Source organism: Planctobacterium marinum (assembly GCF_036322805.1).
GTDB lineage: Bacteria > Pseudomonadota > Gammaproteobacteria > Enterobacterales > Alteromonadaceae > Planctobacterium > Planctobacterium marinum_A.
The window spans coordinates 2,131,298-2,145,371 of record NZ_AP027272.1; the positions used below are offsets into that span (position 1 = coordinate 2,131,298).

The window sequence follows — 14,074 nt, forward strand, 5'->3', positions numbered from 1 at the left end:
TTAAAATGAATGATACAAGCAAGATTCTTAAAAATTCGGAAATAAATATCGAAGTCAATGCGCCACTGGCAATTACCCGGTATAAAATGAATCTCCACAATGATACTCAGGATATCATCGAAGCTCTAGTTCACTTTCCACTGCCAATAATGGCATGTCTAATGTCCACCTGTGTAAGCATCAATGATGAAAAATTTCTTGGTCAAATCACCAGTAGAGTTAAGGCTGCCGATGAATATGAAGAGGGTATCGCCAATGGCAGACGAAGTGTTTTAGTGGAGTCTGTGAGTGAGGGGGTTTACCAAATCAGCTTGGGAAATCTTGCGCCTGCTGATACGGGGTACGTAGAATTGACCATCGCTACAATCATTCAAGCTCAGGCAGGGGATTGGCAATATCGATTACCAACAGTGATTGCTAATAAATATGGTCTGGATTCGCCAACCATTGCGCCAAAAAACAGTTTTGATGCAATTTATTCGTTTGACGCAGAAATACGCTTTTGTCAGCCGGCGACAATTAACAGAAGCAATTTTGTTCTTACCGCCAAAAGTGATGGCATGTACCACATGCATGGAGTGCTGGATAAAGACATTATCGTCTCATTTGAATTGCCCAATAGCAGTTATCTGTTCAGTGGAACTCTGAACAATCGCTGTTATCAGTTGGGTTACTTGCCGTCGTTTGAGGTGCAGCAGGTAAATCAAAATAATGCTAACTTGCACGTCTTGATTGATTGCTCCGGTTCTATGTCCGGGGCGAGTATTCAGCAGGTTCGTAGTGCATTAAAGCGTCTTTTGAGATCGCTGAATGCGAGTTTTAATTTCAACTTGTATCGGTTCGGCTCAAGTATCGAAGTATTATTCGACAGCCCCAGGAGTTTCAACAGCCAAACCAAAGCGACGTTGCAGGAGTATATTCCCCACATAAATGCTGATTTGGGGGGGACTGAAATTGTTAATGCACTAAATGTTGTATTAGACCAGTGTGATCCAGAAATGGGGCCGCAACAGATCCTCGTTTTAACCGATGGACGAACCTGGTGTAGTAAGGAAGATAAGCTCGCCCTCCAACTTAAGTCGAAACGTCAATCTTGTGTCATTCATGGTTTAGCCCTCGGTCATGCCGCAGACGCACACTTTTTGAGTCAACTCATCAATGAAAGCGGTGGAAGCCTTCTACAGATTAATCCGATAGAGCCATTGGGCAGCATTATGTTTGAGTTGATCACCAGATTGACACAAAGAAGTGTTGCGATTGAATTGGCCTGGGAAGGGAAAGTCAATTGGATGGAAAAGCCCGCTGAGGTATTTCATCAAATACCAGCGTTTGTATGCGGCAGGAGTGAGGAGCAGCAAAGTGCATCACTTTTTATGGATGGCATTGAACAAAAGACGATTTTTGAGCCGCAAAGAACAAAGGGAAAATGGGAAAAAGCAGCAGCGCAACTTGGTGCTATGTTCGAACTGATCCGTTTACCCGAGGACCGGGCTGAAGCCCTGTCCTTACAAATGGAACTACTGACAGCTTATACGAGTTACGTCGTGATCGGAGAATCAGAAATAGAAAATGCCGATGGCTACCCTTTATTGCATGTTGTTCCGCAAATGCAGCCTTGTAGTAAGGTATGTAGTGATAGCCATAGCGCGTATTTTCGAAAATCAGTTGTTGATAATCATTCCATGGCTTCAGGTTCTTTCACCAGAAATGCAACTTCTCTCGGTGGAGATGACTCACTGCATAATTACTACGACATTCCTGCTTTCCTGCGTAAAAGCCATGATGAAATCCAGCAAAAAGTGCAAAAGATTGATTTGCCACCTAAAAAACAAGCGTTAGAAGTTGCAAAGATGTTAAATCAAAAATTAAAACCAGAGAATGTCCTTACCTGTCCGCCAGATATTCCGATGCTTTTGAATCTGGGGGTAGATGAGAATGCTCTTTATAACCTTAAGTGCGCTTTACAAAAATATCCTGATGAGGGCGAGCATTGGCGACAGCTTTGGATAGTTACTTTGTTGATGAACACAGGTTTTGACAAGCCCGAATGGGTCAGCACCAAACTAGCAAAAGTATTTTTGGCAATGGAACGGGAAATTGTCAGCGCCATTAAACAGGATATTACACTGTGGCTATTTGGAGAGCAGGTGCTTCTGTCTGACGAGAGTACGATTTAAAGCAAGGTTTTGTGTTGAGCTTCAGGAGGCAAAAGAACATGTCTGGCAGCAATACTGGGAAACGAGAGGAAACAACCAATGCATCCTCTGATTCGGTCACCTTTCCAATGCAGTATCGGGGAAACTATCCGAAACAACGCGTATTAATCAAAAGCTGGTTAAATTTTGGGGACGAGCATGAAGATGGTGAATATATTGAACAGTCGTTTGAACTCCCGGTCCCCGTTGATACATATAATTTGAGGGCACTCGTCGGGCGTCAGAGTATGGAATGCCTTGCTATGGCGCATATGGCGTATGGATACAAGGCGATGAAGGATATTTGCAATTCGGATCCTGAAGTCGGAGAAGGTCTCCAGCGTATGTTTGAAGATGGCGAGTTTTTGGAAGCGTTTAGGGACTTAATGATTAGTCAGCAAGGTTGGGAAGACATGCCAGAGACGCTTAGTCGTCTGAGCCCGAGGTATTTTCCCTTTGATGAAAGTGAGAAAGAAAATGAACGTAGAAAACCTTTATAAGAAGCTCGTAGCGATTGATCCTGATTTACCGCAACTTGTCGTTGTGCTGTTGGATAGATGCAGCATTCCCGTGTGTCAATGTCGTCAGGAAATAACCTGTTTTAGTGATTTTGTTCTTTTAATGGAAAAAAAAGAGATTCGCACCCAAGAAGCCCTGGCTCGAATGATCAATGCGACGGTTAGCAATCCCAATGTTAAGCTATGCGAACAGGGCTACCATGCCTGTATTCGAGATTTAGCGCAGGAGAGTGGGTATGAGCGGGCCAGGCTTTCAATACCAGTAATGCCAGTAGAGTAAAAATGAGTATAAAGTGAGAACAACAATGATAGATAGATGCTTGGATGAAAATGGAATACCGTGCATCTGCCCATCGACAAAGGGCGATGTATGTTATTTTCGGTAATCAGTCTGCTTATACTGACGAACGGACCTTCAAACAGTAGTCCTGAACTTATCACCGAAAACAGGCTTGAACTAATCTCGGCGATTGAAACGGTAACGCCGACAAAGAAAACCCTGTATGACAAGCATTGGTTTGACATTGATGGTGACAGAAATGAGGATTTGTTGTACTGCTATTTTACAGAGGCGGAAAGCAGAGCACAGTTTACCGGTATTCAATGTGTGGTTGCACTAAGTAAAAACAACAGAATGCCCGGTTTTGTAAAGCTCGAATTACCTCTCTCGGAAGAGCTGACTTGTTTAGATTGGCAAGCCTCTACATTGACTGTCTACAGCTTCTATCGACACGTAACTCGCGTGTTAACATTTGATTGGAATCATGAACTCGCTCAACAATCCTCTTGGGGCGCAGTTAACAGTGTTACTGTTGATGAAAGATATGCCGAAGAGACAGTATTGGATAAAATTTATGATTGCAGTTTTTGAATACTGTTCGTTGTATAGATAGCTCGTGCCTGGTGATTCGCATTGGCTCAACATGTTGAAAGAATTAGCTCGCTGTGGGTCATAGTGCTATAAACGCAAAACAGTAATGTGCAGTGTAATAAATGTTCACAAGTAAAAAATTAAACTAATCTGTTTATAGTCATCACTGGACTTAAAATAAAAGGATGATAAAAAGGTGAACAGTGTTAACTTATTGTTTTTCGTTGCTTTATTAACATGTTTAAAATGCTACTTGATGGTCACTTTCACTATAGAGACCCGAACGGCCAGTTATAACGCCCTAAGGAAAAATTGAGTTGGATACTATAGGTAAATACAAAGTCATCAAAGAGTTAGGGGCTGGAGGGTTTGGTGCCGTGTATCTGGCAGAAGCGCCCATCACCAACGCGCAGGTGGCCATCAAAATCTTTCAGGTGAAAGACGAAAATCTGGCAGGCGTCGCTACGAGTGCTTCGCAGGATGCCAGCGGGGTGTTAAAAGAACGCTTTTTGTCTGAAGCCCGCACTCTGGAGCAGCTTTCTCATAACCCTTACATCGTCTCCATTCGGGATTATGATGAACTGGACGATGGCACACCTTATTACGTGATGCCGTATTTGCCGACGTCGCTTGAGCAGGAGATTGGCAAAGATGCTTTTACGCAGGGAAAATTAGAAGAAACCCCCAAATCCTTGCATCCCCGCAAGCTAGCAAGCAACCGTGCAATTGAAATTCTGAAACAAATTCTGGAAGGCATGAGTGAAGTCCATCGTGCCGGGCTCATTCACCGGGATATCAAGCCTGCGAACATTTTATTTGATGCACAAGGCAATGTGCAAATCTGTGACTTTGGCATTGCTAAATTACCGGATGCGGAGCACAGCCAAAGTGGTGTGGGCATGGGTAGTCGAAACTATGTGAGCCCGGAGCAACGGGAAAGTGCCAAGCATGTTTCTCCGGCCTCAGATGTCTACAGTATCGGGGTACTGGTATATAGAATGTTAACCGGGCAATTACCGCTCGGAAAGTTTCAGGATGCTATCGCTTATGCGCCAGAAATCGGCGAAGAGCTGAATGTATTAATTGATGATGCGTTATCGCAAAACGAACAAGAAAGACCTGCTGATGCGGGCGTTTTTCTCAATCGTTTTAATCAAGCGGTATCTGGTTTCAAAGAAAATATTGTGAAAGAAGAGGGGACCGGCACCTGGATTAATGAGGGTAAAACCGAGATAAAGCCGGAGTTAAAACCCCTGAAACAGCGGATAGAGAACCTGTTATCTGAACAGGGAGAAATCAGGGAGAAGGATAAACCTGGATTGGATGCGCTGGCCTCAGTGATTGGACTGAATGAAGAGGCTTTGTCTGAGTTTATCGTACAAACAACAGCGGCACATGCCCAGTCTTCAGTGGCAAATGCGGGACTGCTAAAATGGGTAGATGGTATTAATCGCCGGGCTACGGATGATAATAAAACACCTCGTAAAAATATTACTCAAGAAGAATACGACGCCCTTATCGAGGTGGGTATAAGTACGACAGGCCAGGATAAAGGTGCACTTGAAAGACTGCTGAAAGAAAAAGGCATTGCAGCAGGGCAGGAGCGCCAGTCAGCAGAAAGTAAGACACAACAGGCACCACGACCTGCTCAGGATACACCCCAACCTCCGCAAGAAACAAAAATGCCCGGCGGGATATTGGGGGCGGCCTTAGCAGGATCGCTGGCAATAGTATTACTGGTTGGTTTTATAAGCTACTTTGTTGGTGGCGACCAGTCAGCAGATCCTCAGATAAATAAGAGTACTCCCAGGCCCAGTACAGCTGTACAGTCGTTGCTGGACAGTATGGTCACTATTCCTGGCGGTAGTTTTATCATGGGCAGCAATGATGGGGGTAGTAATGGAAAGCCGGTACACCGTGTCAGCATCAAGCCCTTTAAACTGATGGAAACGGAAGTGACCTGGTCGATGTACCAGCCCTGTATCGATGACGGTGTGTGTCCAGAAGCAAAAGATGAAGGCTGGGGCAAGGGAAATCGTCCGGTGATCAATGTCAGGTGGAACGATATAACTCAAAAGTATATCCCGTGGTTAAACCAACAAACGGGGCAAACTTTCAGGTTGCCCACGGAGGCGGAATGGGAATATGCTGCCCGAGGTGGTACCCAGACGCCATTTAATACAGGTAATTGTATTAACATCCGTCAGGCGAATTATGATGGCAATTACGATTATAACAATTGTGGCGCGAAAACCGGAACCAATCTTGAAAAGACCACTCAGGTTAAATCATACAAGGCCAATCCGTTCGGATTATACGATATGCATGGCAATGTCTGGGAGTTTGTGCAGGACTGCTGGAATGACTCATACATTGGTGCACCTGGTGATGGCAGTGCCTGGATGGAGGGGGATTGTGGACAAGCTGTGCTTCGCGGCGGCTCCTGGGGCAACGGTCCGGACGCCTTGCGTTTGGCAAGTCGCATCAGTTACTTCCGCACGAATCGTCACGACACTGTCGGTTTGCGTTTAGCCCAAGACTTGTAACGCATTTCAGGGAGGCACTTCACTCCTGCCTTCCCTTTTCCGCCCGTAAGGCGGACGCGAAAAAATCCCCAAATCCTCTTATAGCCTTAAGCAGTTTTCATTCACAGGATTAATCTATGGTTGATTCAGCCACCCATGCCATGACGGAAGTGGCCCTTGGCCTGTCTATGTCTTTTTTTTCACTGCTGATTTTAGCATTGTTATCGTTTCAGTTGCCGCAAAACAGCGAGAATGGTGTTGTTCAGCAAATGCAAAATAGCAGACCGCCTACGGAATCTACATTGCAGGTGAGTAGTCACAAGGGCAGTAGTGAATCATCCGAAACACCGCAACTGGGCTTTTATTTTGCTGGTCGATTATACGACCAAACTTTGGCAAGCGTTGAACCTGACAGCTTTAGAGCGGATAAGCCGGTGATCATCGCGGTGTCTAAAAGTCTGCCGTTTGCCGACATTATGGCGCTGCGTGAGCGAGCAAATCACCCAAATCTGTTCATAACCTTATTGACTGAAGAATGGCAACAGCGCCTGGAGAATTTATAATGGCTGGTTTAAGGATGCTTTACAGAGTGCTATTTACCCTGTTAATCATGGGGTTTGCCTGCGCGACTTTAGCGTATACCGCTCACAGCAAAGGCGCTGTTAAAGATATGGTGGTAGACGAGGCGATGCGGCAGGGTTTTGATCCGGCATTGGCTTTGGCGCTGGCTAAAACCGAATCTGATTTTGACAACATGGCGGTGAGTCATGCGGGAGCCATAGGTGTGATGCAAATTATGCCAGCCACAGCAGAGCGAGAGTTCGGTGTTTCTCGCCACCGCTTGTATGATCCAAAACTCAACATTAGTTTGGGAATACAATTTTTAAAACACCTTATCGACGTTTACGATGGCCGTATAGATATCGCGCTGAGTCACTACAATGGTGGTTCGGCCGTAAGGCGTAAAGATGGTAGCTTGCAAGTTATTCCGGCAACACGCGATTACGTGTTCAAAGTTCAGAAGCAGCGCCGTGAGTATGCTTATTTGTCAGACTTTACGCAATTACCTGAAGTCGATATCGCTCCGGTTGCGAGTGTGGCAGCCAATAAGCAAACCTCTTATTCAACTAACCGCATGACCTATGCACAACAATTGGCACTGGATGACTTTGGTGATAATGGCGCGATTAGCTCACCAAAATCGAACTTATATGTTCGATTCGATAGGGACCTTACTCAAAGTTCAGACCCTAACCTGGTTCGCATTGCGGCCTTACAAGCTATACGGCAACATAATTTGTCCAGGGGAATGTTACGAGGTTTTAAAGTGAGCCACCAGGACAGCGCCGTACCGGTAAGCAATAAACAACTCATGGGGCATCAACAACCATTACAAGCACAGTCCCAAGGCGCAAGCGCTAAGCAAAAACAGGTGGCTCAATGGGAGTCGATATTTAACTAAGCATTAGTCAACCGGATTTTTGTTGCAAAAACAGTGGGGTGCAGTACATTGAATAGTACGTGTAGCCCATCAGAACAGTTAATTTTATTGTGTTTGACGTTAGTGAATCATTGCAGGGAGTTTTTCAGGGATTAAAAGATACGCAAGGGCTGGATGGTGAAAAAAAGTATCGCAGTGATGATGTTCACCGTTTAGCTCAATACCTGGTGTGTCGCAATTATGGTAACCCCTGTCTGGAGTTAAGCTATCTGTGTTGGGCAATCGTCCAGCATTCGACTGTTTCTGGCGAACAAGGCAGTAAATTGCTGTCGTTTTTCTGGGTAGATGAATGTATCAAGCCTCGCCGGGTTAGGGCGGCGTTTGCCGAGCCTTGGCAAGATACGAGTCAAAACCATAGTATTACCCTTGCCGAACAAACACTCGATATCAATATACGCGGTAATCTGTTTCAAATATCTCCAACGCGTGTTGGCGTTCTTGCCGCTCTGCTGGATTTTGTGGCCACCATCGATCCCAAAATAGTTTACTCGTTAGAAAGTGCTCTGTTGTATGGCGATGAAAAACAGGTAAAACAACAAGCCTCAGCGCTGCAAAAATTGATTTATCATTTTATCGCAGAACATTTACCAACAGCGCAAGCGCAAAATAAGTTTAGAGTGATCACGCAGTGGCTCACCGAAAACGAAATGTGCGCGGAAACCCTATGCGACGATGCCTTGTTACGTTTTTGGCAAGCTCAGTGTGTTGCTTGCCCGGTGGAAGGCTTTGTAAAATATACGTCTGCCATGGATGAATGTTTGAGCTATCTCAACGCCTCAAAAGCGGCACAGGCGCAAATGCAAAGCCAGAATGCACTGTCGATTGGTTCTGATACAGACGCGGGGGAGATCGCCGCTGACACTTTGTTTGCTAGCTTGTTTGAAGAATTGAGTGTGAAATATGATTATGGCGCGCTGGCACAAACGCCAAAGTGCCTCACGCAAAGTCAAAGCAAACAGCTCAACTTGCTTGCCTACTTTGCTCCGTTTCAATCCCGTTTTTTACGTACCTTGCTGCGCTATCAAGTTTTTGGTTATTGGCAAGGTGTGCTGATCCAGGCGAATCGCAACAAAACGGAAATCGCTGAAAAATTGCAACATCCGGATGTCCTTGATTATCACGATTGCAGCCAGGAGCTCGAAAGCTTACAAGATGTAATGGCTGATGCCGCACTGTGTCTTACATATGTATTTTCAGCGTCAGGAAGTTTGCATTGGGTGGGTTTGAATCATTTGCTAGCGGATATTTCTTTGCCGGAACCGATTTTAGAGCGTATACAAGCGGATGTGTTAACAACATGCCATGATGCCGACCAAGACTTTTCCAATGTTATCAGCGAAATCTCGCTGCAATTTGCGGAAATTCGCGATTTGTTCCATAAAGCTGAGCGGGCTTTTAAAGCAAATAATAAAGCGGGATTTAAAACCTTGCCTGATATTGCATTACTGGATGAATACACTGAATCAGCACACTTACTGCAACAAAGCCATCAACTCTTGGCCTCGACCATTAAACGATTACAACCTTTAAAACTCACTTTTTCAGAAAATTTTGCCTCTGATCTTTGCATATTCCAACAGACAATGAAGCAGTTATACGGGGGCGCTAATGCAACCTGATAAAAACAACCTTACTGAACAAGCCTACATCGCGTTGAGCCAGTATCATCATCTTTTATCCGAAGATGCCCCAAAGCAACTGGTGTTTAATGATGTTGTGCAGTTAGTTAACGGCAATAAAAAAGTAGATGCTGATGCCATCCTTCAGGCCATTAATCAATCGCTAACCTGGTGTCGGGCTTATAAAAGGCTAATAGAAGAACTGTGTTATGTACAAAGCCCGCATCAAGCGGCTGCCAGTACAGAGGTTCAAGCAGCGGAATCAATTGTTAGAGAAACCGAACTACTCAAACTCAGTTTTAAACGCGATAAATCCAATGTCGCACATCTGTATGCATTGTTGACCTTGCATCATCCTACTGAATTTCAAAAGGAATTTGGAGTCGTAGTGAATGTGATATTAAATGATGTGTTTTATCGCATGACATTCCCGCCGCTTTCTGAGAATCGCACACAGTTATTGTTCGACGAACAAGACGCGCAGGTGCAGGCATTAATGGATCCGCGTGCAGATATTCTGATCATGCCAAAATAAAAAGAACCTAAACATGAAAGTACATGTTTTTATTGCCACCACCAAAGGTTTGGTGGCAGTACAAAAAATCACAGATCTGGATGATGAAGAATTGCAGTCGTTTTTTTCAGTCCGGGGCACTACGCAAGTACTGCCTATCAGCACGGCGTACCATAATCTGGTACGGAAAGGCACTGGGATCATTCAGCAGAACTTTGGTGGTACCAGTTACCGGGCAGATGTCTCTGATGAAATAAACCAAGGCAATAGTTGGCAATTGGGGATCTACATTGCGCATGCTGTGCATCATCTTGGGCTGCTGGGCAATGGTCAGTTGCAGGCCAACGATAAAATGATCATAGCCAGTGGCGAAATTAACACCAGTGATAAAACTGTGCACCGGGTAGGGGAAATCCCCCTTAAATACCAATTAGCTGAAGCCTATTGCGCGCAACATGGCATTTCTCCCGAACAATGCGAATGGGTGCTTGCAGAAGAAAACCAGGCAGATGTACCTGAACAATACCCGATTACCACCCGTTACATCCAGTACCTTAACGACACGTCGTCACTGCTGCCCGCGATGGCGGCATCAGCGAAAAAAAACACAGGCAATAAAAACCAAAAAAGCAAATCAGGGTCAATTGCATTAACGCTTTTGGCAGCAGTAACCTTTGCAGCCTTTGTTTTTAATGCGACTGATTTTGTAGCTGTGTGGCAGCCAGATAAGTCATCAAAACCTGCTGTGAGTGAACCTGCTGGGAATTCACCCAAAAAACCAGAGCTTACTCATCAGATTAAACCGGGCGAGCAATCAGACACACCCGCACATGCTGATGCTGTACTGGAGCTGCCACAATTAGTGGGGGTTTATCGAGAGAAAACCTCAAATTTAGATGATTTTCGTCCTAATACGGATTGCGCCAATACCTCGTTAAAGCGCACATTAGCGCTCACTGAGAAGCAATTTGCAGCCACTAAACTGGATAAATTGTGTAAGCTCCAATTAACAACTGTAAAGTCTGTTTCTGCGGTGTATTTTGTTGCCTTTGATTCGGGCTTTTGGGGGCGAGCCACTCGCTCGGGAAGTGACGAAACTCATGCTACGTTCACTATTCCCGCACCTTCGATGCGAAATGAAAATCGCCAATATGGTTTGGCTCTGTTTGAACAAGCATTGAGCGAAGAAGCTCAGAGCAATATCAAACGCTGTTTATCCCAATTACCCGATGAGTTGCTGTTATCAGAAAGGACAATAAGCAATTGTTTGTCTGAGTCGCAATTAGACTGGTCTTTTTATACACATACATTATTGGTTAAAACATGACGGAGATTGGTAAATATCGCATTTTAAAACGCCTGGGTGGCGGCGGTTTTGGCGAAGTGTTTTTAGCCCAAGACGACAGTATCCAGCGCCAGGTGGCCATTAAAGTCTTTCAGCCTAAAGACGAGAATCTCGCCGCTTATATTGCCTCAACGGGCTCAGAAGGGCTGGATAAACTGGCAGAACGCTTTACCAACGAAGCGCGGATTCTGGCAAGCCTCGAGCACGAAGACGCCATTGTCAATATCATTGAGTTTGGCACTACAGAGGGGGGGCAGCCCTGGTACGCCATGCCTTACTTACCGCATTCGCTTGCGGATAAACTAGGTAAAGATGTTTTCGATAAACGCGCTCTGGAAGATATTCCTGAGGAAGAACGCCCCAAAGCGTTACCACTTAATCTTGCGTTGGCCTATTTCGAACAAATTCTGCGTGGCTTAAGCGCCGCCCATGATAAAGGCTTAATTCATCGGGACATTAAACCCGCCAATATCCTGCTAACGGATAACGATAAAGTGCGTATTGCCGATTTTGGCATCGCTAAAGCGCCAGATAGCGGGCAATCTACGGTATCGCATTTGGGCATGGGTAGCCGCAACTACATGGCACCGGAACAACGAGAAAGCGCAAAACATGTAGATGCCCGCGCTGATATATACAGTTTAGGGGTATTGGCGTATCGCATGGTGACAGGGCAATTGCCTAAAGGCCGTTTTGCTGATCCAAATGTGCATGCTCCCGGTTTGTCAAAAGGGATTAATGATCTCATTTTAACTGCCATGAGTGAGGATGCTGATAATCGCTACGGCAATGCAGGTGCAATGCTTAGCGCCTTTGAGCAAGCATTGCAGTCGCAAGCCCCTGAAGATGAAAGCACCGGCACCTGGGTGGGAGGTGAATCTGAGGTTAAAACCGAGCTTAAACCGCTTCAGGAAGTCATTATAAAAGCACTAACTGAGCAGGGCGAGTTAACCGAAAAAAACAATACACTGCTTAATGCCCTTGCGGATATTGCAGGGCTGGATAAAGCTTCGCTGGAAGATTTTATTGGTCAAACCACAGAGGGGTTAATCCAGACCAATCCCAGTTTAAAAGCCTTTATCCACTGGGTAGCAACGGTCAATCGGTATGTTACGGAGGGTAACACCGGCCCAACCGCACAGGCTGCGCTTATTATTGCGGGCAAAACAACGGGTAAAAATGAAACTGAATTGCAGGCGCTTTTAGCTGCTAAAGGGTTTGCCAACACAGATAGAACAAACTCAGGTAAATCTAACACTAAAAAACTGAAGTCCTCCAATCATTCTGTGACTGCGGCTGAGAATAAGGGCAATACAGGCCGTTGGCTGATAGCTGCAGCGGTATTACTGGCACTGTCAGGTGGTGGTTATTATGGTTACGAGCAATATCAGCTGAAACAGCAACAGGAAGAGCAGGCCAGAATCGCAAAACGCAATGAACAATCGGCCTGGCAGCAAGCAAAAGGTTTAAACACGCTTGAGGGTTATCAACTGTACCTTAAAAACTGGCCCAATGGCGCTAATGCTAAAGAGGCCAAAAAGCAGAAACAAGCGTTAGAAGAAGCAGCGCGACTGGCCACTCTCAGTGCCGAGCAGCAACAGGCTGAACGGGTCAGACAGGTACAACAGCAACTGACAGAGTTAGGCTACCGTTTATCAGTCACCGGCACCTTAGACACCCGTACCCAAAAGACCATAGAAGCCTTTGAAGCACAGGAAGGGTTAATCGTAACGGGGGCAGTGGATACGACCCTGATAGCCAATTTAGACAAGGCAATAAATCGGGCTGATAAACAAGCGTTTGATAAAGCACAACAGCAAAATACCGTAACTGCCTATGAGCAATACTTACAGGCAAAACCGCAAGGGCAATACCGCATTGAGGCCACTGACCAGATAGCCAGCTTAAAAGAAGCTGCCCGACTGGCAAAACAACAGGCAGAAGCAAAAGCCAAAGATGAAGCTGAATGGCAGCGGGCAAAAAGCGTTGATAGCATAGCAAGCTATACAGCCTATCAAAAAGCCCAACCATCAGGCCAATACCTTAATCAGGCAAAAGACAAGATAGCTGCCATTGAGCTTGAAAACAGCAAAGTGCCGCTGACCATCAATGTAACACCGACAGATGCAAAGATAGAAATACTGAATATCAAAGAAGCCTACACACCGGGTATGCGGTTATTACCCAATCAGGACTACCAAATAAGACTTTCAAAAGAGGGATTTCACACTCAAACAGCAAGCATCAGTTTGAATCAGACAAAGACTGTTACCTACCAGCTTGAACGCAATATCCCGCCGGGCGTACAGGCATTAATGGACAGCATGGTCACCATTCCCGGTGGCAGTTTTATGATGGGCAGTAATAAAAAGCCGGTTCACCGGGTGTCCATCAAACCCTTTAGACTGATGGAGACGGAAGTGACCTGGGCGATGTATCAGCCTTGTATTGATGCCGGTGTGTGTCCAGAAGCCAAAGATGGAGGCTGGGGCAAGGGAAATCGTCCGGTGATAAATGTCAGCTGGAACGATATAACGCAAAAGTATATCCCCTGGTTAAAACAACAAACGGGACAAACTTTCAGATTACCCACGGAGGCAGAATGGGAATATGCAGCGAGGGCAGGTACGACAACAAAATACAGTTGGGGAGATAATATCGGCAGAAATAAAGCCAACTGTGATGGCTGTGGTAGCCAGTGGGATAACAGTAAAACTGCCCCAGTCAAATCGTTCCAGCCCAACGCCTTTGGCCTATACGATATGCATGGCAATGTCTTGGAATGGGTACAGGACTGCTGGAATGACTCCTACAGTGGTGCACCTGGTGATGGCAGTGCCTGGATGCAGGGTGATTGTGACCGCGCTGTGCTTCGCGGCGGCTCCTGGAACAATAATCTGCTCTACGTGCGTTCTGCCTATCGCGAAGTGTACCTCCGATCGAGTCGTCACAACAGTTATGGCTTTCGTTTAGCCCAAGATTAAAA

General features: G+C 45.6%; 11 protein-coding genes. All 11 read left to right on the plus strand.

Translation table 11 applies throughout. The features are described from left to right. Positions 1-5: 5 nt before the first annotated feature. The 11 genes from AABA75_RS09595 (at position 6) to AABA75_RS09645 (ending at position 14,072) form a co-directional block, all read left to right on the plus strand. Positions 6-2,177 (plus strand): VIT and vWA domain-containing protein, encoded by a 2,172-nt coding sequence (locus tag AABA75_RS09595; protein WP_338292386.1) that lies wholly within the window; start codon positions 6-8, stop codon positions 2,175-2,177. A gap of 38 nt (positions 2,178-2,215) precedes the next feature. Further along, positions 2,216-2,695 carry a hypothetical protein gene (locus tag AABA75_RS09600; RefSeq protein ID WP_338292387.1) on the plus strand — a complete coding sequence of 160 codons (480 nt, stop codon included), beginning with the start codon at positions 2,216-2,218 and terminating at the stop codon, positions 2,693-2,695. Next, positions 2,673-2,993 (plus strand): hypothetical protein, encoded by a 321-nt coding sequence (locus AABA75_RS09605; RefSeq protein ID WP_338292388.1) that lies wholly within the window; start codon positions 2,673-2,675, stop codon positions 2,991-2,993. The genes AABA75_RS09600 and AABA75_RS09605 overlap by 23 nt, the downstream gene beginning before the upstream one ends. Positions 2,994-3,083: 90 nt before the next feature. Then, positions 3,084-3,584 carry a hypothetical protein gene (locus tag AABA75_RS09610; protein WP_338292389.1) on the plus strand — a complete coding sequence of 167 codons (501 nt, stop codon included), beginning with the start codon at positions 3,084-3,086 and terminating at the stop codon, positions 3,582-3,584. Positions 3,585-3,901: 317 nt separating this feature from the next. Continuing rightward, complete coding sequence (locus AABA75_RS09615; protein ID WP_338292390.1) at positions 3,902-6,130, plus strand: bifunctional serine/threonine-protein kinase/formylglycine-generating enzyme family protein; 2,229 nt, start codon at positions 3,902-3,904, stop codon at positions 6,128-6,130. Positions 6,131-6,246: 116 nt separating this feature from the next. After that, a complete protein-coding gene (locus AABA75_RS09620; protein ID WP_338292391.1) occupies positions 6,247-6,672 on the plus strand; it encodes a hypothetical protein in 426 nt (141 codons plus the stop codon). Next, positions 6,672-7,571 carry a lytic transglycosylase domain-containing protein gene (locus AABA75_RS09625; protein WP_338292392.1) on the plus strand — a complete coding sequence of 300 codons (900 nt, stop codon included), beginning with the start codon at positions 6,672-6,674 and terminating at the stop codon, positions 7,569-7,571. The genes AABA75_RS09620 and AABA75_RS09625 overlap by 1 nt, the downstream gene beginning before the upstream one ends. 89 nt (positions 7,572-7,660) lie before the next feature. Next, positions 7,661-9,229 carry a hypothetical protein gene (locus tag AABA75_RS09630; RefSeq protein WP_338292393.1) on the plus strand — a complete coding sequence of 523 codons (1,569 nt, stop codon included), beginning with the start codon at positions 7,661-7,663 and terminating at the stop codon, positions 9,227-9,229. Further along, positions 9,219-9,764: a hypothetical protein gene (locus AABA75_RS09635; protein ID WP_338292394.1), complete on the plus strand. Its 546-nt coding sequence runs from the start codon at positions 9,219-9,221 to the stop codon at positions 9,762-9,764. The genes AABA75_RS09630 and AABA75_RS09635 overlap by 11 nt, the downstream gene beginning before the upstream one ends. A gap of 13 nt (positions 9,765-9,777) precedes the next feature. Further along, on the plus strand, positions 9,778-11,070 hold the full coding sequence (locus tag AABA75_RS09640; RefSeq protein WP_338292395.1) for a hypothetical protein: 1,293 nt from the start codon (positions 9,778-9,780) through the stop codon (positions 11,068-11,070). Beyond that, positions 11,067-14,072, plus strand: a complete 3,006-nt coding sequence (locus AABA75_RS09645; RefSeq protein WP_338292396.1) for an SUMF1/EgtB/PvdO family nonheme iron enzyme — start codon at positions 11,067-11,069, stop codon at positions 14,070-14,072. Before AABA75_RS09640 ends, AABA75_RS09645 begins: the two co-directional genes overlap by 4 nt. Positions 14,073-14,074 lie beyond the last annotated feature (2 nt).

Excerpts from the sequence above, each read along its gene's own strand:
- AABA75_RS09610 (WP_338292389.1), top strand. The coding sequence starts at position 3,084 with ATGTTATTTTCGGTAATCAGTCTGCTTATACTGACGAACGGACCTTCA.
- AABA75_RS09605 (WP_338292388.1), top strand. The coding sequence starts at position 2,673 with ATGAACGTAGAAAACCTTTATAAGAAGCTCGTAGCGATTGATCCTGAT.
- AABA75_RS09635 (WP_338292394.1), top strand. The coding sequence starts at position 9,219 with ATGCAACCTGATAAAAACAACCTTACTGAACAAGCCTACATCGCGTTG.
- AABA75_RS09600 (WP_338292387.1), top strand. The coding sequence starts at position 2,216 with ATGTCTGGCAGCAATACTGGGAAACGAGAGGAAACAACCAATGCATCC.
- AABA75_RS09595 (WP_338292386.1), top strand. The coding sequence starts at position 6 with ATGAATGATACAAGCAAGATTCTTAAAAATTCGGAAATAAATATCGAA.
- AABA75_RS09625 (WP_338292392.1), top strand. The coding sequence starts at position 6,672 with ATGGCTGGTTTAAGGATGCTTTACAGAGTGCTATTTACCCTGTTAATC.
- AABA75_RS09640 (WP_338292395.1), top strand. The coding sequence starts at position 9,778 with ATGAAAGTACATGTTTTTATTGCCACCACCAAAGGTTTGGTGGCAGTA.
- AABA75_RS09620 (WP_338292391.1), top strand. The coding sequence starts at position 6,247 with ATGGTTGATTCAGCCACCCATGCCATGACGGAAGTGGCCCTTGGCCTG.
- AABA75_RS09645 (WP_338292396.1), top strand. The coding sequence starts at position 11,067 with ATGACGGAGATTGGTAAATATCGCATTTTAAAACGCCTGGGTGGCGGC.